The 22906-nt window shown below is 52.4% G+C and carries 20 protein-coding genes and 1 riboswitch; of the genes, 12 read left to right on the plus strand and 8 right to left on the minus strand.

Translation table 11 applies throughout. The features are described from left to right. Positions 1–140: 140 nt before the first annotated feature. Positions 141–2174 carry a methionine--tRNA ligase gene (gene metG, locus CKO_RS02935; RefSeq protein ID WP_012131649.1) on the minus strand — a complete coding sequence of 678 codons (2034 nt, stop codon included), beginning with the start codon at positions 2172–2174 and terminating at the stop codon, positions 141–143. Between the two features lie 165 nt (positions 2175–2339). Here metG and apbC point away from each other — a divergent pair, with 165 nt between their 5' ends. From apbC to CKO_RS02965, 6 genes are all read left to right on the plus strand, one after another. Further along, positions 2340–3449: an iron-sulfur cluster carrier protein ApbC gene (gene apbC, locus CKO_RS02940; RefSeq protein WP_012131650.1), complete on the plus strand. Its 1110-nt coding sequence runs from the start codon at positions 2340–2342 to the stop codon at positions 3447–3449. A 274-nt stretch (positions 3450–3723) separates the two neighbouring features. Next, positions 3724–4005, plus strand: a complete 282-nt coding sequence (locus tag CKO_RS02945) for a YehE family protein (RefSeq protein WP_024130185.1) — start codon at positions 3724–3726, stop codon at positions 4003–4005. A 278-nt stretch (positions 4006–4283) separates the two neighbouring features. Then, the gene (gene yehD, locus CKO_RS02950) at positions 4284–4817 is read left to right on the plus strand and encodes a fimbrial protein YehD (RefSeq protein WP_012131652.1); all 534 of its coding nucleotides are present in this window, start codon (positions 4284–4286) and stop codon (positions 4815–4817) included. A gap of 64 nt (positions 4818–4881) precedes the next feature. Then, positions 4882–5562, plus strand: coding sequence for a fimbrial assembly chaperone (locus CKO_RS02955; RefSeq protein WP_012131654.1), 681 nt, complete (start codon positions 4882–4884; stop codon positions 5560–5562). Positions 5563–5576: 14 nt separating this feature from the next. Further along, a complete protein-coding gene (locus CKO_RS02960; RefSeq protein ID WP_012131655.1) occupies positions 5577–8063 on the plus strand; it encodes a fimbrial biogenesis outer membrane usher protein in 2487 nt (828 codons plus the stop codon). 12 nt (positions 8064–8075) lie between these two features. Continuing rightward, positions 8076–9056, plus strand: a complete 981-nt coding sequence (locus tag CKO_RS02965) for a fimbrial protein (protein ID WP_012131656.1) — start codon at positions 8076–8078, stop codon at positions 9054–9056. 73 nt (positions 9057–9129) lie between these two features. On the opposite strand, the gene rcnB is transcribed toward CKO_RS02965, so the two are convergent. Further along, positions 9130–9450, minus strand: a complete 321-nt coding sequence (gene rcnB, locus CKO_RS02970; protein WP_024130186.1) for a Ni(II)/Co(II) efflux transporter accessory subunit RcnB — start codon at positions 9448–9450, stop codon at positions 9130–9132. A 281-nt stretch (positions 9451–9731) separates the two neighbouring features. Then, positions 9732–9829: riboswitch (TPP riboswitch) on the plus strand. A 31-nt stretch (positions 9830–9860) separates the two neighbouring features. Between rcnB and thiM the strand changes: the two genes are divergently transcribed. From thiM to CKO_RS02985, 3 genes are read left to right on the plus strand one after another with little or no spacing between them, the layout of a single operon-like run. Continuing rightward, a complete protein-coding gene (gene thiM, locus CKO_RS02975; RefSeq protein WP_012131658.1) occupies positions 9861–10649 on the plus strand; it encodes a hydroxyethylthiazole kinase in 789 nt (262 codons plus the stop codon). After that, positions 10646–11446, plus strand: coding sequence for a bifunctional hydroxymethylpyrimidine kinase/phosphomethylpyrimidine kinase (gene thiD / locus CKO_RS02980; RefSeq protein WP_012131659.1), 801 nt, complete (start codon positions 10646–10648; stop codon positions 11444–11446). The genes thiM and thiD overlap by 4 nt, the downstream gene beginning before the upstream one ends. A 44-nt stretch (positions 11447–11490) precedes the next feature. After that, positions 11491–12237 carry a GntR family transcriptional regulator gene (locus CKO_RS02985; RefSeq protein ID WP_012131660.1) on the plus strand — a complete coding sequence of 249 codons (747 nt, stop codon included), beginning with the start codon at positions 11491–11493 and terminating at the stop codon, positions 12235–12237. Here the strand turns inward: CKO_RS02985 and CKO_RS02990 are convergent. Genes CKO_RS02990 through CKO_RS03000 form a run of 3 tightly spaced genes read right to left on the minus strand, consistent with a single transcriptional unit; the run spans position 12211 to position 15451 of the window. Further along, a complete protein-coding gene (locus CKO_RS02990; RefSeq protein ID WP_012131661.1) occupies positions 12211–13176 on the minus strand; it encodes a PfkB family carbohydrate kinase in 966 nt (321 codons plus the stop codon). The genes CKO_RS02985 and CKO_RS02990 overlap by 27 nt on opposite strands. After that, entirely contained in the window at positions 13173–14177 is a 1005-nt protein-coding gene (locus CKO_RS02995) for an ADP-ribosylglycohydrolase family protein (protein WP_012131662.1), read from the minus strand. Before CKO_RS02995 ends, CKO_RS02990 begins: the two co-directional genes overlap by 4 nt. Next, on the minus strand, positions 14174–15451 hold the full coding sequence (locus CKO_RS03000) for a nucleoside permease (RefSeq protein WP_024130187.1): 1278 nt from the start codon (positions 15449–15451) through the stop codon (positions 14174–14176). The genes CKO_RS02995 and CKO_RS03000 overlap by 4 nt, the downstream gene beginning before the upstream one ends. A gap of 252 nt (positions 15452–15703) precedes the next feature. Between CKO_RS03000 and fbaB the strand changes: the two genes are divergently transcribed. Next, positions 15704–16756, plus strand: a complete 1053-nt coding sequence (fbaB, locus tag CKO_RS03005; RefSeq protein ID WP_012131665.1) for a class I fructose-bisphosphate aldolase — start codon at positions 15704–15706, stop codon at positions 16754–16756. A gap of 61 nt (positions 16757–16817) precedes the next feature. On the opposite strand, the gene CKO_RS03010 is transcribed toward fbaB, so the two are convergent. Both CKO_RS03010 and CKO_RS03015 read right to left on the minus strand, forming a co-directional pair. Then, entirely contained in the window at positions 16818–18425 is a 1608-nt protein-coding gene (locus CKO_RS03010; RefSeq protein ID WP_024130188.1) for an FGGY family pentulose kinase, read from the minus strand. A gap of 11 nt (positions 18426–18436) precedes the next feature. After that, a complete protein-coding gene (locus CKO_RS03015; RefSeq protein ID WP_024130189.1) occupies positions 18437–19186 on the minus strand; it encodes an SDR family oxidoreductase in 750 nt (249 codons plus the stop codon). Between the two features lie 164 nt (positions 19187–19350). Here CKO_RS03015 and CKO_RS03020 point away from each other — a divergent pair, with 164 nt between their 5' ends. Further along, entirely contained in the window at positions 19351–20382 is a 1032-nt protein-coding gene (locus CKO_RS03020) for a LacI family DNA-binding transcriptional regulator (protein ID WP_012131668.1), read from the plus strand. Here the strand turns inward: CKO_RS03020 and CKO_RS03025 are convergent. Continuing rightward, positions 20379–21320 carry a sugar-binding transcriptional regulator gene (locus CKO_RS03025; RefSeq protein WP_012131669.1) on the minus strand — a complete coding sequence of 314 codons (942 nt, stop codon included), beginning with the start codon at positions 21318–21320 and terminating at the stop codon, positions 20379–20381. The two genes, CKO_RS03020 and CKO_RS03025, sit on opposite strands and share 4 nt — an antisense overlap. A 210-nt stretch (positions 21321–21530) precedes the next feature. Here CKO_RS03025 and dalD point away from each other — a divergent pair, with 210 nt between their 5' ends. Then, positions 21531–22898, plus strand: coding sequence for a D-arabinitol 4-dehydrogenase (dalD, locus tag CKO_RS03030; protein ID WP_012131670.1), 1368 nt, complete (start codon positions 21531–21533; stop codon positions 22896–22898). Positions 22899–22906 lie beyond the last annotated feature (8 nt).

Raw genomic sequence — 22906 nt, forward strand, 5'->3', positions numbered from 1 at the left:
TAAGATAAGCGGTAGGCCGGATAAGGTGTTTGCACCGTCATCCGGCATTTGCGCCTGATGGTGCTTCGCTTACCAGACCTACGGCGTGGTTCGCTGGCGTTCTGGAATAAAAAAGCCGGAGAATGTCTCCGGCTTTTTGTTTATTTCACCTGCTGGCCTGGCTTCGCACCGTCATCCGGGCTTAACAGGAAGATATCTTTCCCGCCAGGACCGGCAGCCATCACCATCCCTTCAGAGATGCCGAAGCGCATTTTACGCGGGGCCAGGTTGGCGACCATCACCGTATGGCGACCAATCAGCGCCTGCGGGTCAGGGTACGCGGAACGGATGCCGGAGAAGACGTTGCGCTTTTCGCCGCCCAGATCCAGCGTCAGACGCAGCAGTTTGTCAGAACCCTCAACGAACTCAGCGTTTTCAATCAGCGCCACGCGCAGATCGACCTTAGCGAAATCGTCAAAGGTAATGGTTTCCTGAATCGGGTCGTCTGCCAGCGGGCCGGTAACTGGCGCCGCCGCCGCTTTCACCTCTTCTTTCGAGGCTTCAACCAGCGCATCGACCTGTTTCATGTCGATGCGGTTATACAGCGCTTTGAAGGCGTTAACCTTGTGGCCCAGCAGCGGTTGTGCGATTGCATCCCAGCTCAGCTCGGTGTTCAGGAACGCTTCCACACGTTCGCTCAGCGTTGGCAGAACCGGCTTCAGGTACGTCATCAGCACGCGGAACAGGTTGATGCCCATCGAGCAGATCGCTTGCAGGTCGGCATCGCGGCCTTCCTGTTTCGCGACAACCCACGGCGCCTGTTCATCAACATAGCGGTTAGCCATGTCCGCCAGCGCCATAATTTCACGGATCGCTTTACCGAATTCGCGGCTTTCCCACGCTTCGCCGATGACCGCTGCTGCGTCGGTGAAGGTTTTGTACAGCGCGGGATCGGCCAGTTCAGCAGCCAGTACGCCATCGAAACGCTTGTTGATAAAGCCCGCATTACGGGAAGCCAGGTTGACGACCTTGTTGACGATATCCGCGTTGACGCGCTGCACGAAGTCTTCCAGATTCAGGTCGATGTCATCGATGCGGGAAGAGAGCTTCGCCGTGTAGTAATAGCGCAGGCTGTCGGCGTCAAAATGGTTCAGCCAGGTGCTGGCCTTAATAAAGGTGCCGCGCGATTTAGACATCTTCGCGCCGTTCACCGTTACATAGCCGTGAACGAACAGGTTGGTCGGTTTGCGGAAACCGCTGCCTTCCAGCATGGCTGGCCAGAACAGGCTGTGGAAGTAGACGATATCTTTACCGATGAAATGGTACAGCTCGGCGTCAGAATCTTTCTTCCAGTAGTCGTCAAAGCTGGTCAGATCGCCGCGCTTGTTGCACAGATTCTTGAATGAACCCATGTAGCCGATCGGCGCATCCAGCCAGACGTAGAAAAATTTGCCCGGCGCATTCGGGATTTCAAAACCGAAGTATGGCGCGTCACGGGAGATATCCCACTGTTGCAGGCCGGATTCAAACCACTCCTGCATTTTGTTCGCCACCTGCTCCTGCAACGCGCCGCTGCGGGTCCACGCCTGCAACATTTCGCTGAAAGAGGGCAGGTCAAAGAAGAAGTGCTCAGAGTCGCGCATCACCGGCGTAGCGCCGGAAACCACGGATTTCGGCTCGATAAGCTCGGTCGGGCTATAGGTCGCGCCGCACACTTCGCAGTTATCGCCGTACTGATCTGGAGACTTACATTTCGGGCAGGTGCCTTTTACAAAACGATCCGGCAGGAACATGCCTTTTTCTGGATCGTAGAGCTGAGAGATGGTGCGGTTCTTAATGAAACCGTTCTCTTTCAGGCGGGTGTAAATCAGCTCGGACAGCTCGCGGTTCTCTTCGCTGTGCGTTGAGTGGTAGTTGTCATAGCTGATGTTAAAGCCTGCGAAATCAGTCTGATGCTCCTGACTCATTTCACCAATCATCTGCTCTGGCGTAATCCCCAACTGCTGTGCTTTCAGCATGATAGGGGTGCCGTGTGCGTCGTCCGCGCAGATGAAGTTGACCTGGTGGCCGCGCATTCGCTGGTAACGGACCCAGACATCAGCCTGGATGTGCTCCAGCATATGGCCGAGGTGGATGGAGCCGTTGGCGTACGGCAGCGCGCACGTTACCAGAATTTTCTTCGCGACTTGAGTCATAGTAGGTATTACTTCTTCTCTAGTAAAAGGGGGTTCTGATGTTACCTGAAAGGGAATAACTACGCCAAGTGATAAGGGCATTAATCCATAAATGAATAATTATTACCGCAGGAGTAAACTAGAAAGTTACAATTGTACTTTTCATAACGATAAAAAGGAGTCGGGATGAACGCACAATCCCAGGCTAAATCACCAGAGACCCTGCGCGCGATGGTCGCCGGGACGCTGGCGAATTTTCAGCACCCAACCCTGAAGCATAACCTGACGACGTTGAAAGCGTTGCACCATGTCGCTTGGCTGGATGACACGCTGCACGTTGAGCTGGTCATGCCGTTTGTCTGGCACAGCGCGTTTGAGGTGTTAAAAGAGCAATGCAGCGCCGATTTACTGCGGATTACGGGCGCGAAAGCCATTGACTGGAAGCTGTCGCATAACATCGCGACGCTGAAGCGCGTTAAAAATCAGCCAGGCATTAACGGCGTGAAGAACATTATCGCCGTCAGTTCCGGTAAAGGCGGCGTGGGAAAATCGTCTACCGCTGTTAACCTGGCGTTAGCGCTGGCGGCGGAAGGGGCGAAAGTCGGTATTCTGGATGCTGATATCTACGGCCCGTCTATCCCGACCATGCTGGGGGCTGAGAATCAGCGTCCAACTTCGCCGGACGGCACCCATATGGCGCCGATTATGTCTCACGGTCTGGCGACCAACTCCATCGGTTATCTGGTGACGGATGACAATGCGATGGTATGGCGCGGCCCGATGGCCAGCAAAGCGCTGATGCAGATGTTGCAGGAAACGTTGTGGCCGGATCTGGATTACCTGGTACTGGATATGCCGCCGGGAACCGGTGACATTCAATTGACGTTGGCGCAGAACATTCCGGTGACAGGCGCGGTTGTCGTTACCACGCCGCAGGACATCGCGCTTATTGACGCCAAAAAAGGCATTGTGATGTTCGAGAAGGTCGAAGTACCGGTGCTCGGGATTGTTGAAAACATGAGTATGCATATCTGTAGCAACTGCGGTCACCATGAGCCAATTTTTGGCACCGGCGGCGCACAGAAACTGGCCGAGCAGTACCGTACTCAACTGCTGGGGCAGATGCCGTTGCATATCAGCCTGCGTGAAGATCTCGATCGCGGAACGCCGACGGTAATCAGCCGTCCCGACAGTGAGTTTACCGCGATATACCGCGAGCTGGCAGGGCGCGTTGCGGCGCAACTGTACTGGCAGGGTGAGGTTATTCCCGGAGAAATAGCTTTCCGCGCGGTTTAATTTCGCCTGAACCGTCAGGATGACTGCTATTCACCGCATCAGAAATATATTGATGCGGTGAATATATTAATGAAATAATCATCACACTATTATTTATTTTCCCTTCATTATTTGGGCGCTTTTCTTAAAAAATCGCCAAATACATCATTTGAATTGATCATAGCTATCTTATTAATTTATTATCTCGATTGGTCTTACAATGAACCAGCGAGCATAATTTCCCGTGAAGATAAACTGTGCTGTGCTCTCTTTTACGACAGGATTAACGCTAAACATGAAGAATCCTTTGCTGATGGGAATTATAGTTCTGGCTTATGGAATGAGTTCTCCTGTTTTTGCTTCTGATACCGCGACGCTCACGATTAGCGGAAGCGTCACGACCCCAACCTGTCACGCTGACGTTGTGGATACTCAGTTGCAACAGCGTTGCGGTAATAACACCTATCTGGCAAACGCAGGAGAAACGGCTTCAATGCCGGTCAGAGGCGTTGTAACGGAAGTTATCACTCTGCCTGGAGGCTCTGCTCGCCAGATAGTCTTAAACCGCTACGACTAAAATAACGTGAATACGAGAAAGTCCACATTATTTTCATGAATGATGTGGGCTTTTTTATTTATATTTTGAATGTATTTAATGATAAATCACGATTATTAATAAATTCTAAAAATGATAATTAGTACAACTTATTTGTTGTAATTATATTGCATTCTGTAAATTGTTTTAAATCAACAAAACAACACGTTTACATTGCGATAACGTTTTGTGTGTGCGAATTTAGTTTCAAGAGTTAATCCCTCTTAACAAATAGAAATTCATTTATTAAGGAAGATACTATGAAACGTTCAATTATTGCTGCCTCCGTATTGTCTGCTATTTTTATGAGTGCCGGGGTTTTTGCGGCGGATGCAGATTATGGTGAACTGATTATTACGGGTAAAGTTGTTGGCACAACATGTAAATTTGTTGGTGATGCAACTGCAAAGATTGATATGAACCAGGTGGGGGTGGACCGTTTAAATATACTGAATGCTGGCGGCGTTTATGATGGATATTCTAACTCCACTATCACGCCGTTGAAAGTTGAGTGTACGGGTGATAATGCACCTCGTATTACCTTCTCCCGTTCACAGTTTGATAGTTCACATACCTCTGTTACACGAAATACTGCATCAAACAATGGCGCTGGTTTCTCTGTCTATTATGACGGGACTAAGGTTAATGCAGATAATGGTATTTCCCTGGATAAAAGTGATGATGGGAAATATGAGCTTAGCTTCTCAGCGCGTTATGCTAATCTGGCTGGACAAAATAATGTAACTGCGGGTGAGGTGAGTTCCTCTTTGACGCTGACGGTAGTAACTGATTAACACACCCTTTTAGTCGGCGGCGTTTTGTCGCCGCCGATTTCTCTGATAATAAGGTGAGTTAACCATGAGAAAGATAATGGCATTATTGTTGGCTGGTGCTGTAATGCCTGCGTGGGCAGGTATTTATATTTACGGCACACGGATTATTTATCCAGCCCAGAAAAAAGAAATTACTGTACAGTTAATGAATGAAGGTACGCGTAGCGCGTTGGTGCAGTCATGGATTGATGACGGCGACACCAGTTTGCCGCCTGAAAAAATTCAGGTGCCATTTGTTCTGTCACCGCCAGTCGCCCGAGTGATTGCGGGTTCTGGCCAACAACTGAAGATTAAATTACTTGAGAATAGATTGCCGGGTGATCGTGAAAGTCTGTTCTTTCTCAATGTGTTGGATATCCCGCCAAATTCAGCAGAAACGGAAGGGAAAAATGTAATCAAATTTGCGATGCAAAACCGTGTGAAGTTTATCTACCGTCCACAAGGAATTTCTTCTGTAGATAAAAATAGCTTTTCTCGTCTGCGGATTAGTAAATCATACAACGGCATAAATATCAAAAATAATTCAGCAAACTGGATTACCATCCCTGAAATTGTTGGAAAAACCAAAATTAATAAAGAAACTTATGTGCTTGCACCCTGGTCAGATAAATTAGTAAGCACTTCTGTTGGCGTTAATCATTATACTGTCACACTTATTGATGATCATGGTAATTATTTGAGTGAGAAAGTAAAAACGGATAGATAGCCCAAGGATTGGTTATGTTAAAGATAAACTCCATTACGTTAGCGATCCTTTCTGTGCTGGTGATATCCCCGGTATGGGGAGAAACCGAAACATTTGACACACACTTTATGTTTGGCGGATTAAAAGGTGAAAAGGTTTCCCGTTATCAGATCGACGGAGATAAACCGATGCCGGGTCTTTATGATATGGATGTTTATCTTAACAATCAGTGGCGTGGCCGTTACGAATTAAATATCCAGGATGATCCTGATGATACTTGCTTGTCTATAGCTCAGTTGCATCAGATTGGTATTAAGTCCGATGGTCTTCAAGTGGATAAGAAAGTTGATTGTGTATCGCTACGAGCCGCAGTTCAGGGGGGGAATATTAGCTATGATATCAGTCAGTTTGCTCTAAATTTGACGGTGCCTCATGCCTACGTGAATGAATACGAGCCGGGTTATATGTTACCTGAAACCTGGGATCGGGGCATTAATGCTCTATACATGTCTTATTATGCCAGTCAGTATTACAGTAATTATAAAAGTGGTGGTAATGATGAAAGCAGCTACGTAAGTCTGAACAGTGGGCTAAATCTGTTTGGCTGGCAGTTACATTCGAATGCAAACTTCACGAAAAGTAATGATGCCAGCGGAGAATGGAAAAATAATACATTGTATATGGAACGTGGCATCCCTGAAATATTAGGAACGCTACGTGCCGGGGATATGTATACCGGAACCGATCTGTTTGACTCTGTACGTTTCACCGGGATACGTATCTGGCGCGATATGCAAATGCTGCCCAATTCGAAACAAAACTTTACACCCATTGTTCGTGGTATTGCACAAAGTCATGCTTTAGTAACCATTGAACAGAATGGCTTTATTGTCTATCAAAAAGAGGTTCCGCCTGGCCCATTTGCGATTGCCGATCTACAGCTTGCTGGAGGTGGTGCCGATTTGGATGTCAGTGTAAAAGAAGCTGATGGTTCAGTTTCCCATTATCTTGTGCCTTATTCATCTGTACCTAATATGCTACAGTCTGGCGTATCAAAATACGATATTGCGGCAGGGCGTAGCCATATAGAAGGCGCGACAAAGCAGACGGATTTTTTGCAAGCCAATTATCAGTATGGATTAAATAATCTACTGACATTATATGGTGGCACTATGCTGTCCGACCATTACCAGGCCTTTACATTAGGCACTGGGTGGAATACACACATTGGTGCTGTTTCTGTGGATGCCACTCAGTCTCATAGTAAACAGGATAATGGTGATGTTTTTAATGGTCAAAGTTATCAGATAGCGTGGAATAAATATGTTTCACAAACAGGTACGCAGTTTGCGTTAGCAGCCTATCGTTATTCTTCACGTGATTACCGTTCATTTAATGATCATGTCTGGGCGAATAATAAAAACAGCTATCATCGGGATAACAATGATGTGTATGACATCACTGATTATTACCAAAATGATTTTGGTCGTAAGAATAGTTTTTCTGTCAATATAAACCAGGGGTTACCAGAGGGATGGGGGAACCTGGCACTGAGCGGATTATGGCGTGATTATTGGGGACGCAATGGCAGCGGAAAGGATTATCAGTTGAGTTATTCTAATGACTGGCGGCGTATTAGTTATACCTTGTCTGCGAGTCAGAGTTATGATGAGGATAATCGGGAGGATAAGCGTCTTAATATTTATATTTCCATCCCATTCTCCTGGGGCGATGGCGTCACGGCAACGGAACGCGATCTCTTTGTTTCAAACTCAACGACGTTTGATAACGAAGGCTATCAGTCGAATAATACCAGCCTAAGCGGCATTGCGGGTGGTCGAGATCAATTTAGCTATGGCGCGAATCTTGCGCATCAGCGGCAAAATAATGAAACAAGCGCAGGTGGAAACCTGACGTGGCGAGCGCCGGTTGCGACGGTAGGCGCCAGCTATAGCCAGTCTAATAAATACCGGCAGGCTGGTGGGAATATCCAGGGGGGAATTGTCGCCTGGTCTGATGGCATACATTTAACCAACCGCCTCTCAGATACACTTGCCATTATTAAAGCGCCTGGGTTAGAAGGGGCAGCAGTGCAAGGTCACCGTTATCTGACCACGGACAAGAATGGGTATGCCATATATGACAGTCTGACGCCATATCGTGAAAACTTTTTAACGTTGGATCTTTCCCATACCTACAGTGATGTCGAACTACGCGGTAATCGTAAGGGGATTGTGCCTTATCGTGGTGCGGTTGTGTTAGCTGAGTTTGAAACCGACAGGCGCAAGCCCTGGTATTTTCTGGCGCGACGTCCAGATGGTTCTCCATTAACCTTCGGTTATGAAGTAGAAGATCATTCCGGGAAAAATGTTGGCTTAGTTGGGCAAGGAAGTCGCCTTTTTATCCGTACAGATAATGTTCCTGCCTCTTTGAAAGTCGCGACAAACAAGCAGCAAGGATTGTTTTGCATTATTACTTTTGATGGCGTAATTGATGAGAATAAGACCTATATTTGCCGATGAAAAGGACTTGCTATGAATAAGTATTGGTTAATATTATTACTGTTATTCCCTGTCTTATCACAGGCTAAATGTTCACTAGGGAATAACACAACCGCACAACAATCTATTGAAATAGATATGACATCAGGTGCTGCGGTGATTCCTGTCAAAACTAATTTACATGATACGTTTACCTGTAATGCGTCAAGCGACAAGATGTATTATGCGACGCCTTTACAAAATTATATCGTTGAGTTTAAAGGAACAGGGTCGCAGAAATCCATTTTTATGCAATTAAAGCTGACGGGAAATGGGTTTCCCATTACGATTGGTAACCAGGAGACTACAACAGATAATGTGATCAATACGAAGTCGTTTACGCTTGAAGCGAACTATATAAAGTCTGGAACTGCGGATTTAACCGTTTCAGGTAATAGCATTAACTTAAACCGTCCTGCTATCAGCATTCTTACTGATAATACCTGTAATAATAATCTTTTCTCATGGATTCTTTGTTGGATAACGGGAAAGCTAAACAGTAATGTTTCTTATTCACAAAACATTATTTTTACAGTAAAACATAAACCTACGACCTGCCATTTTTCACAGAATCAATATGTTATTGCGATGCCAGAAACAACATTAAATGAGATAATAACTGGAAATAATACGAAAACAGGAACCACGAATCTGATTTTAAACTGTGATAGCGTATATAATGTTACGACTAATCCAGTGAGTTTCAACGTTTCTCATGGTGACTGGAATGAAAACGGCACGATACTTAAAAATACGCTGACGGAGGGTGCAAAAGGTGTGGGGTTTCAGATATACAGTGGCTCAGGTACTACGCCTTTAATGCAGGGTGATATACTAAGAACAATGGTAAAAATGACCAGTATTGAGGATAAGTATACTATCCCGATCACCGCAAAATATGTCAGAGTCAGCAACGAACCATTACGACCTGGAAATTTGCAAAGCAAAGTAATATTTGCTGTTTCATATGATTAAGTCATTTCTCTGAAAACGCGTCCTTTTCTGAATGAAAGGACGTGTTTTGTCTGTTGTTTTTACAGTAAAGCATTTACCGATGATAAAAAATCTCGCCGTCGTAGGCTTTGATAATTTTGCCGTCGGTGTCGTTAATCAGTACATAAGCGCCGCCCATATAGGTCCAGTGGGTTCCTGCGTCGGGCGCTGGCAGATTGCGTTGCTTCCATTGCTTAATATTGTACTCGTCGGTGCGGTACAGCTCAGGAACGGTATCACCAGGTTTGAAATGGGTAAAGTCGGCAACAAAGCTGCTCAATTCGTACTGATCAATCCCCGTTGCGGCGGGTGCGGCCCAGACTGCGCTGGTTGCCAGCAGCAGTGCGCCCATTAAAAATTTATTCTTCATACCCATAAACTCTCCACGTATTCGGGTCATAAAAATCAGTCGTGTATCATTCTCACTGTGTAGCAAGTCTGACAAGAACTATTTTGTTATCACGCCAATAATTTCGTAAAAAGTGTAAACGAAAGCGCGCGCAAGCAACACATGCCGTAGGCAGTTCACATCACGAATGACGGTTTTGGGAACTATCTGACCTGAGCTGGAGCCAGCGATATCGGCATTTCGCTGATTTACATCTCCTGACGCACCCAGTATCCTGTTGGTGAAACATGCATAATAAATGCTTCGGTTTCAACGACTCGGGGTGCCCCTTTTCACGAAGGGCTGAGACATACCCGTATTACCTGATCTGGATAATGCCAGCGTAGGGAAGTCTGACACTGCTCGTGTCCCTTCTTCACGCGGGCAGGAGCTGAACCATGCAGCCTGACCTGCACAGCCGCGCGCTTGCGGCCCATACCTTACAACAATTTCGTATCCTTTCTCCGCTGACCCACTGTATGACGAACGACGTCGTACAGAACTTTACCGCCAATACATTACTGGCATCAGGCGCCTCACCGGCGATGGTGATTGAGCCCGAAGAGGCGCGCCAGTTTGCAGCTATCGCCAGTGCGTTACTGATTAACGTCGGCACGCTGACCCGGTCGCGCGCGGAGGCCATGCGCGCTGCGACAGAGCAGGCCCATATAGCGAAAACCCCCTGGACGCTTGATCCCGTGGCGGTTGGCGCGCTCGATTATCGCCGCCGTTTCTGTCTGGAACTGCTGTCTCTTAAGCCCAGGGCAATACGCGGCAATGCCTCGGAGATCCTCGCCCTGGCTGGATTAGCGGCGGGCGGGCGTGGAGTGGATACCACCGATACGGCGGTATCGGCGTTACCGGCCGCTCAGGCGCTGGCGCGTCAGACGGGGGCCGTCGTTGCGGTAACGGGAGAGGTGGATTACGTCACCGACGGGCAGCGTACCGTCAGCGTTACCGGCGGCGATGTGCTGATGACGCGCGTTGTCGGGACGGGATGCGCCTTATCTGCGGTTGTGGCGGCCAGTTGCGCGTTGCCGGGAAATACGCTGGACAATGTGGCGTCAGCCTGTAGCTGGATGAAACAGGCCGGGCAGTCTGCTGCCGAACGCAGTCAGGGGCCCGGGAGCTTTATTCCGGCTTTTCTTGATGCGTTGTATCACCTTAATGCGGAGGAGCAGGTATGAAACGGATTAACGCGTTAACCATTGCAGGCACTGACCCAAGCGGCGGCGCCGGGATTCAGGCCGATTTGAAGACCTTTTCGGCGCTGGGCGCGTATGGTTGCTCCGTCATTACGGCGCTGGTGGCGCAAAATACCCGCGGCGTGCAGTCGGTGTACCGCATTGAGCCCGATTTTGTCGCAGCGCAGCTGGATTCTGTCTTCAGCGATGTGCGTATCGACACCACCAAAATCGGTATGCTGGCGGAAACGGATATTGTTGAAGCTGTTGCAGAGCGTTTGCAGCGTCACCAGGTGCAAAACGTGGTGCTGGATACGGTGATGCTGGCGAAAAGCGGTGATCCGCTGCTTTCTCCGTCGGCGGTGGAGACGTTGCGCAGCCGGTTATTGCCGCAGGTGTCGATTATCACGCCGAATCTGCCGGAGGCCGCGGCATTGCTGGATGCGCCGCACGCCCGCACGGAACAGGAAATGCTGGAACAAGGGCGTGCGCTACTGGCGCTGGGCTGTGGCGCCGTGCTGATGAAAGGTGGTCATCTGGATGATGCGCAAAGCCCGGACTGGCTCTTTACCCGTGAAGGGGAGCAGCGTTTTACCGCCCCACGGGTGATGACCAAAAATACCCACGGCACCGGGTGTACGCTGTCGGCGGCGTTGGCGGCGCTGCGCCCGTGCCATAGCAACTGGGCCGATACGGTACAGGAAGCAAAAACCTGGCTTTCGGCGGCGTTAGCCCAGGCGGATACGCTGGAGGTAGGCGAGGGGATTGGCCCGGTACATCATTTCCACGCGTGGTGGTAATGGTAGTATACTGATCCCAGACTTGTCGGCCTGGAAAAAGATAAATGGAACAAGCGCATACCCGGCTTATCGCGCAACTGAATGAACGAATTGCCGCGGTGGATAACACGCCGCTGTACAGGAAGTTTGCCGAGACGGTCAAAAATGCCGTTCGCAGCGGGATTCTTGAGCATGGCAACATTTTGCCCGGCGAGCGCGATCTCAGCCAGTTGACCGGCGTTTCGCGTATTACGGTGCGCAAGGCAATGCAGGCGCTGGAAGAAGAAGGCGTCGTAACCCGCGCCCGTGGCTATGGAACGCAGATTAACAACATCTTCGAATATTCCCTGAAAGAGGCGCGCGGCTTTTCGCAGCAGGTGGTATTGCGCGGTAAAAAGCCGGATACCCTGTGGGTCAACAAGCGGGTAGTGAAATGCCCGGATGAGGTGGCGCAGCAGCTGGCGATCGCCGCAGGCAGCGATGTGTTCTTGCTCAAACGTATTCGTTATGTGGATGAGGATGCGGTGTCCATTGAGGAGTCCTGGGTGCCTGCGCACCTGATTCATGATGCGGACGCCATCGGGATCTCGCTGTATGACTATTTCCGCAGCCAGCATATCTTTCCGCAACGTACACGCTCTCGCGTCAGCGCGCGCATGCCGGATGCGGAATTTCAGTCACATATTCAGATGGACAGCAAAGTGCCGGTGCTGGTGATCAAGCAGGTGGCGCTTGACCAGCAACAGCGGCCCATTGAATACAGCATCAGCTACTGTCGCAGCGATCTATACGTTTTTGTGTGCGAGGAGTAGCGCCTCGCGCGTTGGCGCGCAATCGCCGCCGCGATGGCCTACCACCCAGGAGGCGACCGCGTTCCCCAGCAGCACCGCGTCTGCAAGCGCCCAGCCGGATGCCAGCCCGGCCAGCATGCCTCCCGCGTGGCTGTCTCCCGCGCCAATGGTATCGACGACCGTTGTGGCAAATGCCGGCACGCAGCCGGATGATTGCTGGCTGAAATACCATGCTCCGTCTTTATCGTGGCGGACAATAACCGGTGAGGCAAACGCCGCAAGCCAGGCGGCGCCAAACGCGTTAGGTTCATGACTAAAGCCAAACCGTTCGGCAGCAATGTCTGCCTCCTGACGGTTCAGCGATACCAGCGGATGGCAGGCCATAATCCGCGCCATTAGCGGGTCGGGAATGTCGCCGATTCGCGGCCCGAAGTCGATAAACGGCGTCACGCGCTCTAACCCTTCCAGCCAGCTCACCAGCAGTTCGCCGCATGGCGAGGCGAGTTGATAACCGGAAAAGTAGATCCAACTGTCGGGCGGAATTGTCAGCTGCGCCAGCCAGTCGGCATTCCATTGGTTCTCAACGCCGCTGAACGACATAAACGTACGTTCGCCATCCGGTTCTACCAGCGCCAGACACCAGCCGTTGTCTCCCTCTGCGTTGTCGATCAGGCTGTGTAACCCCTCTTTCGCCATGCGATGACGAATAATGTCTGACCATACGCCCTGACCGAGGGGCAGGGCATTACTGGCCTCAATCCCCAGACGCTTTAAGGCGACGGCGATATTGAGCGCGCAGCCGCCGACGTTGACGCCTTGCTGTTTAAGCTCAATATCGCAGCCACGCCAGGGCAGCGCGTAAGCATCGGCAATCACATCAATGACCGCAGCGCCCACGACCGTCACCGGCTGGCGGCGGGCTAAATCGGGCAGCAACGCCCGCAGGCGCGTTGTGTTCATACCGCCTCCCGCTGCTGGCGATAGCGCGCCAGCGCGGTGGCATAGCGCATGAAGTCCAGTTGGTTTACCGCGTCCAGCTCGTCTTTCAGCGCAGGCTCGATGGCCTCCACGCCGTGCAGCGCGCCACAAATCGCCGTTGCCATCGCCCCAATGGTGTCGGTGTCGCCGCCGAGATTGGCGCACAGAATGGCGCAGCGGTTAGGGTCGGTATTGGCCAGCTCGACCATTGCGATGGCGCAGGGCACCGATTCAATGGTGCTGGTGCCCGCGCCAACCACCTGGTAAAGCTGCTCGCTGGCGGATTCAATGCCGTTCGCGTCACGGACGATCTTCAGTGCGATCTCCAGGCGAGCGGAGAGCGAGGCGCTAAAGGTCGTGATGCGTTTTTGCTGCGCATAGTGGGCGATAGCCGGTAGCGAATCGGCAATATCAGACCAGCAATCACCTTCAATCGCGCGTGAGATAGCCCATGCCACAACGACCGCACCAGCAACAGCCAGGTCTGACTTATGTGTCGGGCTGGAGGCCAGGGCCACATCATCAATAAACGCATCCAGATCGCGTGGCGGAAGCAAGCACCCCAGTGGGGAAACGCGCATGGCCGCCCCGTTGGTCACGCCGTTGTTTTCCAGTTCAGCAACGGGCTTGCCGTCACGAATGGCGTTCAGCGCAATTTTCGACGTCGGGCCAAGAACGTTCTTATTAAAGGCGTCAAAGCGCAGCGCCCAGTCCAGAATGTTACGGCCAATCAGGTCCGGGTCGATCTGCCCGTCGCGCTCCAGCAGCGCATCCGCCAGACACAGCGCCATCGACGTATCGTCAGTAAATTCAGCGCGGTTAAAATAGCAGGCCGCGTTATTTTCCGCAGGGCCGGGCAGAAAGCGATCAATCCAGCCAAAATGCGCTTTTACGCGCGTTCTGGGCCATAGCTCCGACGGCATTCCAATCGCATCCCCTAACGCCTGCCCATAAAGGGCACCGAGAATACGTTCAGCTTTCATTTAACTTCCCCTTGTGTCAGCGCAATATCGCGATCGTCCACTTTAATCGCAGTGATCTCTTTGTCGGATTCGCGAAAGAAAATCATAAACAACACGGCAATCACGGCGATCATCACCGCCCCGAATGTCCACATGCCCGCCCAGTTGAAGGTGAGGCCGTTTACCGGCTCTTTATAGGCAAACATTTTTTCCATCATCACGCCGCCGAGACGGTAGCCCAGCAGGCTGCCAAACCCCTGACAGCAGAGGGTGATCAACCCCTGAGCGGCAGTACGCATATGCACAGACGCTTTTTTATCGACATAGATATAGGCCGTAACATAGTAGAAGTCGTAACTGACGCCGTGCAGCAAAATGCCAAGAAACAGCAGGGCATAGGTGAAATATTCTTCCGCGCCGCCGTAAACAAAAAAGCCGTAGCGGATTGCCGCAGTGATAAGACCAAGCAGTAAGACCTTTTTAATGCCAAAGCGCTTCGTGAAGAAGGGTAACGCCAGCATAAAGAAGATTTCGGAGAACTGGCCCAGCGTCATCCAGCCGGTGGCGTTTTTCATGCCGACTTCCGTCAGATAGCCATTCGCGAAGATGTAGTAGAACGCCAGCGGCATCGCAAACAGGAACGAGCAGAAGAAAAAGACCAGGAAGTTTTTATCGCGCAGCAGGATCAGCGCATCCAGCCCCAGCATAACTTTAATGTCCAGCTTGCCGGTGCTTTTTGGCGGCGTATCCGGCAGGAAGAACGCAAAGGCGCCCAGCAGGACGGAACTGCCTGCGGTGATCAACAGCGGAATATTGGTTGGCGAGATATCGTTATAGCCCAGCATTTGCGGTAAGAAGCCGCACGCCAGCCCGGATGCGATCCAGCCAATGGTGCCCATCACGCGAATGCGTGGGAAATCGCGCTCGACGTCCGGCACGTTGGCGAAGGCGATGCTGTTCGTCAGCGCAATAGTGGGCATATAGGTTAAGGAATAGGCCAGCAGCAGCGGGAAGAACCCGGCGAATGTTGTTTGCTGCGCGGCGAAATACATCAGGACTGCGCCTGCGAACATCAGCACCGCCAGCACTTTTTGTGCGGAGAAAAAGCGGTCAGTCAGTGAGCCGACGAGAATCGGCGAGAGAATGGCGGCAATCGCGGTACATGCGTAAGACCAGCCGATTTCTCCGGCGCTAAAACCGCTTTTGTTCAGCCAAAGCCAGAGGGGGACGAACCAGGCGCCCCAGATAAACCACTCCACGAACATCATGAACGACAGTTTCACTGTAGTTTTCATCGTTAAATCCTTCATGACAGGTAAGGTACGCGATGACAGTACCACTTAATAATACCTTTTAAATACCTTTGAGGCGTAAATTTGACTGCTGTAACACTTTTTCGTACCTGAAACGTGCCAGCAGATAGCGCTGAAAAATGCGCTACAGATGGAAAAAATGGCCGGTCGGTACCAGGCTTATTGCTGCCCGCAAAACGCGGGTCAGGACAATCCACATTCCGGTACTCAATCGGAACTTACGGGAGCATAGCTATGACTGATATTGCGCAGTTGCTTGGCAAAGACGCCGACAGCCTTTTACAGCATCGTTGTATGACCATTCCTTCTGACCAACTTTATTTACCCGGACATGACTACGTAGACCGCGTGATGGTTGATAACAACCGTCCGCCTGCCGTACTGCGTAACATGCAGACGCTGTATAATACCGGACGTCTGGCCGGAACGGGCTACCTCTCCATTCTGCCCGTCGATCAGGGCGTTGAACATTCTGCCGGGGCGTCGTTTGCCGCAAACCCGCTTTATTTTGATCCAAAGAATATCGTCGAACTGGCTATTGAAGCAGGCTGTAACTGCGTGGCCTCGACGTATGGGGTACTGGCATCGGTTTCACGCCGTTACGCGCACCGCATTCCGTTCCTCGTCAAACTGAACCACAACGAGACGTTGAGCTATCCAACGGAGTACGATCAAACGCTCTATGCCAGCGTTGAGCAGGCGTTCAATCTGGGTGCCGTGGCCGTTGGCGCGACCATTTACTTTGGTTCTGAGCAGTCGCGTCGTCAGATTGAAGAGATTTCCGCCGCTTTTGAACGTGCGCATGAGCTGGGGATGGTGACCGTCCTGTGGGCATACTTGCGTAACTCTGCATTTAAAAAAGACGGCGTGGATTACCACGTTTCCGCCGACCTGACCGGGCAGGCTAACCACCTGGCGGCGACGATTGGCGCAGATATCGTCAAACAAAAAATGGCGGAAAATAACGGCGGCTATAAGGCGGTGAATTTCGGTTACACCGACGATCGTGTTTACAGCAAGCTGACCAGCGATAACCCTATCGATCTGGTGCGTTACCAGTTAGCCAACTGCTATATGGGGCGCGCGGGGCTGATTAACTCCGGCGGCGCGGCGGGCGGCGAGACCGATCTCAGCGACGCTGTGCGTACTGCGGTTATCAACAAACGCGCGGGCGGCATGGGCCTGATTCTGGGGCGTAAAGCCTTCAAGAAAACAATGGCGGATGGCGTGAAACTGATTAACGCCGTGCAGGACGTCTACCTGGACAATAAAGTGACGATTGCCTGATGTCACGTACCCCTCCCCAGGTTTTCGGGGAGGGGTATTGGTTATCAGGACGGCGCAAAAATCACTCTCTGAGCATTTTCGCCATGTGTTGCAACTGCTTATAGGCCTCGTAACGACGATGATGCAATGGCTGATACGCTGTCTGTGGGTAATAACAGGTATCCACATGCGTAAACTGCGTCATGGCCTCGGCAACCGAGGGGGAAATATTTCCGGCGACGGCGCCAAGGATTGCGGAACCTAATAGAACGGGCTCGCTGCACTGGGTGGTTAATACCGGAAGTCCGCAGGTATCGGCTAATAGTTGCCGCACCAGAGGGTGCTGACCCGCACCGCCGCTAATCACGATATTTTTATTCCGTACGCCGCAGGCAGTTTGCGCATCAATAATTTGCCGTAAACCGTAACCGATACCGCACAGTCCCGCCACATACAACGCCAGTAAATTGTCCAGGTCGCGTTCCATACCCAATCCGCAAATAACGGCGCGTGCGTGCGGGTCGGCAAACGGCGCGCGGTTGCCTAAAAACTCCGGTACAACATGAATACCCGCCACCAGCGTGACGGCGTCCGACGCCTGCGGCGCTTTTTCTGACACCCGATCGGCAAGATAAACCGGCAGCGGTAATCCTGCCTCCTGCGCCAGTTTCCGCGCGTCTTCGGCGGCGGGATGAAACGCCAATAGCTGATCGATAGCCGCGCCCGCGGCGCTTTGCCCTCCCTCAACAAGCCAGAGCCCTGGCACCATCGCGCTGTAATACGGCCCCCAGACGCCGGGAACGAAAACGGGATCGTTCGTTGAGGTCATGGTGCAGGATGAGGTGCCAAACACATATGCCATATTATTGAGGGCGCCGCCTTCAACGCCGACAGTCCCGATGCCGCCCGCATGGGCGTCAATCAGACCCACGGCGACCGGCGTGCCCGCAGGCAGGCCCATCTCCTGCGCCGCCTGTGCGGTTAAGCCGTCGCCACAGGGCGTACCCGGTGGCACGATGCGCTGTCCGATGCGGGCAAACTCGTCATCAGCCAGTTCTGCCAGCCCGATCGTGCGGAAATAGTCCGGGTCCCAGCGGTTTTCATGAGCAAGCCAGGTCCATTTGCAGGTGACTGTACAGATGGAGCGGGCAAGGTCGCCGGTGGCGCGCCAGGTCAGGAAGTCTGCAAGGTCGAAAAATTGCCATGCGTTTTCGTACACCTCGCGGCGATTTTCCTTCAGCCATAAAATCTTAGGCGTTTCCATTTCCGGTGAGATTTTCCCGCCGACATAGTTCAGCACCGGATGTTGGCTGGCGTTAATGCGTTCAGCCTGTTCAGTCGCGCGATGGTCCATCCAGACGATGATGTTTTGCGCCGCATCGCCTTCGGCGCTCACGGGGAGCGGCGCGCCGTTTTTATCCAGAACCACCAGCGAGCAGGTGGCGTCGAAACCGATCCCCGCCACGCTTTCCGGCGCCGCGCCGGACTGCCTGAGCGCTTCCCGGATGCAGTGACAAACGGCCTGCCAGATCTCCTGGCTGGACTGCTCCACGCGGCTGCCGCTCCGATGAGTGGTCGTGATTTTTTGCGTGACATGAGAGAGCAACGTGCCGCTCAGGTCGAAGATACCTGCGCGGACGCTGCCTGAACCAACATCCACGCCGATAACGGTTTTCTGTAAGCTGTTCATGGCGCTTTTCCTCACAGATCAACGCTGTTGGGGAGGATAACCAGATCGCGAACAGTGACGTTTTTCGAACGAGTGACCATAAACAGTACCGATTCTGCGACTTCGATCGGCTGCATCAGGCTGCCATTTGCCAGCGCTTCTTCCATTTTCGCCTGCGGCCAGTCGTCCAGCAGCGCGGTCACTACCGGCCCCGGCAGCACCGCTCCGACGCGTACGCCATGTTCGGACACCTGACGGCGGGTCGTATGGACAAAGGCCTGAACGGCAAATTTGGAGGCCGTGTAAATAGGTTCCCAGATGACCGGTACAACGCCAGCGATAGAACTGGTGAAAATGATATCGCCGGATTTTTGCGCAATCATATGCGGCAATACGGCGCGGACGCAGCGAAATGCGGCATTGATGTTGAGGTTCAGTACGCGATCCCAGACGTCAGGATCGCCCTCGGCGACCGGCCCGCCAATGTAAGCGCCTGCGTTAGCATGGAAAATATCCAGCCCACCGGCCAGCTCGATAATGCCTGCCAGCAGGTTGTCGACCTGCCCGGTATTGAACAAGTCGATTTGCAGCGCAAACGCGTTATCGCCCAGTTCCGCGACGATTTTCTTCAGCTTCTCGCCTTCGCGGTCGATCAGGACCACTTTTGCTCCTGCGGCAAGCAGGGTTTTCGCACACTCAAGGCCGATACCGGAGGCTGCGCCGGTAATGGCTGCAACCTTGCCGTTGAGGGAAGTATTCATGGAGGGGACAGAGTGATTCATTTTATAATCCTTTATGCATAGGTGATTTTTAAGGTGTATTTGCTTCTGCGCGAAGAACGGGGGCGTTCTGACTGGCGTGTGAAGCATATTGCTCAATCGATGAAGCTGATCTAGCACTTGTTTATTTCCTCAGCAAGAGACATTCAAAATGAAGAGGCGATTTTGTGACGCGCGTTGAGAAAACGAAGAAAACAACCATCTACGACCTGGCTGAGTTAACCGGGGTTTCCGCCAGCGCGGTGAGCGCAATTTTGAATGGCAACTGGAAGAAGCGACGCATTAGCGCAAAGCTGGCGGAGAAGGTGACCCGGATTGCTGAAGAGCAGGGATATGCGGTGAACCGACAGGCCAGCCTGCTTCGCAGTAAGAAATCGAATGTCATCGGGATGATTGTCCCGAAATACGACAACCGCTACTTTGGCTCCATTGCTGAACAGTTTGAAGAGATGGCGCGTGCCAGGGGGCTGCTGCCCATCATTACCTGTACGCGGCGTCAACCGGAGCTGGAGGTTGAAGCGGCGAGGGCGATGCTCTCCTGGCAGGTGGACTGGGTTATCGCCACCGGGGCGACGCACCCGGATAAGATCGCGCAGATGTGTCATCAGGCGGGTGTGCCCACGCTGAACCTCGATCTGCCCGGAACGCTGGCGCCGTCGATTATTTCGGATAACTATGCGGGGGCTAAAGCGCTGACGGAAAGCATTCTCGCCAGCAGCCAAAAGCGGTATGGCGTTTTGGCTCCGCTGACGTTTGTGGGGGGGCGAATCACCGATAACAACACCGCCGAACGTTTGCGCGGCTTCCTCGACGCGCATAAAGCGCATGGATTGACGGTGCCGGAAACGCAGCAACTGGTTACGGGTTATTCTTCCGCAAGGGTGGAAGGGCTACTGAAATCGGTCTACCCGTCGCCTGATATTCCGCTGCCGGGGCTGTTTGTTAATTCGACAATTTCGCTCGAAGGGGTGGTGCGCTGGCTGGCGCAGAACGGGCAGACGGGAAGCCATCAGCCGCCAATGGGCTGTTTTGACTGGGACCCGTTTGTCTCTCTGCTGGGGCACGATATTGATATGGTGCGCCAGGATGTGCCAGCCATGCTGGACAAAGTGTTTGAGATTGTGGATTCCGGCGACACCACAATACGTCGTATTGAGATCTCGCCGGAATTGATCGCCAGCCAGAACATGGCGCGTTAGCGCGTCAGCAACCAGCGCGCGGTATGTTCATCGGTGACCAGACCGTTGATCCAGCCGCCTTTCAGTGCGGCGAGGATAGCAGGGCGCTTATCTTCACCGCAGGCCGCCGCAATACGCGGACACTGGCTCTGGCGTATATCGTAGCTGGTGATGTAGCGGTTGATGAGGCTATCCACTACGTTGCCGTCTGCGTCAATAAAGCGGCCAAGTATTTCCCCCACGCCGCCGCGCGCGGTCAGTTCGTCCAGTTGCGCCTCATTGATAAAACCGTCTTTGAAGATAGGGCTCTGTTTCCCCAGCGCGCCGATGCCGACAAAAATGACCTCCGACGCTTCGGCGACGGCAGAGACGTTGCGAAACAGACGGCTGGTGCACCACATCTCGTATTCATCACAGGATTGCGCATAGCGTGGCGCGGGCCACTGGTAATATTTGCCCTGAATTTTACGCGCCAGCAACAGCGGGACGTCGTCGTAATAGTTACATTGTCCGTGTTCGTTCATGGCGCTGATCAACGCCACGCAGCGCGTATTGCGACTGTCGAAATCAATGCGTTTGATGGTTTTTTTCAGCGTCAACCCGGAACCAATGCCGACTACCGTCGGTTTGTCGCCCTGTAAGTAGCGGGCCATCAGTTGATAACAGCCAAAGGTTACGCTGTCGAGGGTGCTTTCGCTGCTGTAGGCGGGAACAATATTGCAGTTAATTAACTGATACTTTTCCTGCAAAAGCTGCGCGTAATCGAGGCAGTTCGCGACAGGATGGTGCAGACCAATCGAAACAATGCCTTCCTCTTTCGCCGCAGCGATAAGGCGTTGTACCACCGGTCTTGACGTCCCAAGCTGGCTGGCTATCTCACTTTGGTTTAAACCCGCAATGTAGTACATCCATGCGGCCCGGACTTTCTGATCCAGCCTGATGTCATCTTCTTTGCTCACGTTTCCCTACCTTAAGAGTGGCGTTGGGGGCGTTAATTTCCCTCAACCGATAAGGTCATTCTGGCGGGTGCTCAGGATTGAGGCAAGCTCTTTGCTCTTTTGTGGTCATTTGTAATTTTATAGAGCAATTGCTCTTTTGTGATCTACGGCTCTTATTTAATACAAATGATCGACTAGAGTGCAGGCATAACCTCACTGGAGAGCAGAACAATGAACGATCAATACACATGGCTTCATATTGGCTTAGGTTCTTTTCACCGCGCCCATCAGGCGTGGTATCTGCATCGTCTGATCGCTTCCGGCGATACGCGCTGGCACATTGCCGCCGGCAATATTCGCAATGACGCCGAGCACGTTGTGCAGGCGCTGGCGGCGCAAAACGGTCGTTATGTGCTGGAAACGGTCAGCCCGGAGGGCGAACGTGAGTACGAAGAGATCACGTCGATTCAGAAACTGCTGCCGTGGCAGGCGGATTTGCAGCCGCTGATTGCCGAAGGCGCCAGAGCGCAGACCAAAGTGATTGCCTTTACCGTGACGGAAGGGGGCTACTACCTGAACACCAGCCACAAGCTGGAAGTGAATAACCCCGATCTGGCGAGCGATCTCAACGGCGGCTGTAAAACGATTTACGGCGTCATTACCCGCATTCTGGAAGCGCGTATGGTCAATAACGCAGGGCCGCTGACGCTGCTCAACTGCGACAACGTGCGCCACAACGGTGAACGGTTCCACGATGGTCTGGTTGAGTTTTTACAGCTGACCGGCAAACAGGCGGTGATTGACTGGCTTAGCGCCAATGCGACCTGCCCGAATACGATGGTGGACCGCATCACGCCGCGTCCGGCAGCCGATCTTCCGGCGCGTATCAAAGCGCAGACGGGCATTGATGATAAAGCGCCGGTAATGGGCGAAACCTTTATCCAGTGGGTGGTTGAAGATCGTTTCCGCGATGTGCGCCCTGCGCTGGAAAATGTCGGTGTGGAGCTGGTGACGTCTGTTATCCCGTATGAAGAGGCGAAAATCCGCATCCTCAACTCATCACATAGCTGCATTGCGTGGGCGGGTACGTTAATCGGCCAGCAGTATATTCATGAAAGCACCCTGACGGACTTTATCTACCAGATTGCCGACCGCTACGTGACGGAAGACGTGATCCCTTGCCTGGGAGATAACGGCATCGATCTCCCGACCTATCGTGATGTGGTGCTTAAGCGTTTTACCAACCCGCATATTCAGGATACCAACCAGCGCGTTGCCGCCGACGGATTCTCGAAAATCCCGGCGATGATTGCGCCGACGCTGCGCGAGTGCTATCAGCGTGGTGCACGGCCGAACGCTACCGCTATGCTGCCCGCACTGTTTTACGTCTTCATGGAGCAGTGGCACAAGGGCACGCTGCCTTATGAGTACCAGGACGGCATTCTGGATGCGCCAGCGGTACATGCCATGTTTGAATCCGCCGATCCGATCGCGGCGTATGCCAGTGATAAAGCGCTGTTTGGCGACCTGACGGAACGTGATGATTTCGCCGCGCTGCTGCGCGAGAAAATCGCCGCTGTTCACACGCTGATTAACTGAGAGGTGGC

This window comes from Citrobacter koseri ATCC BAA-895 (genome assembly GCF_000018045.1).
Classification (GTDB): Bacteria; Pseudomonadota; Gammaproteobacteria; order Enterobacterales; family Enterobacteriaceae; genus Citrobacter_B; species Citrobacter_B koseri.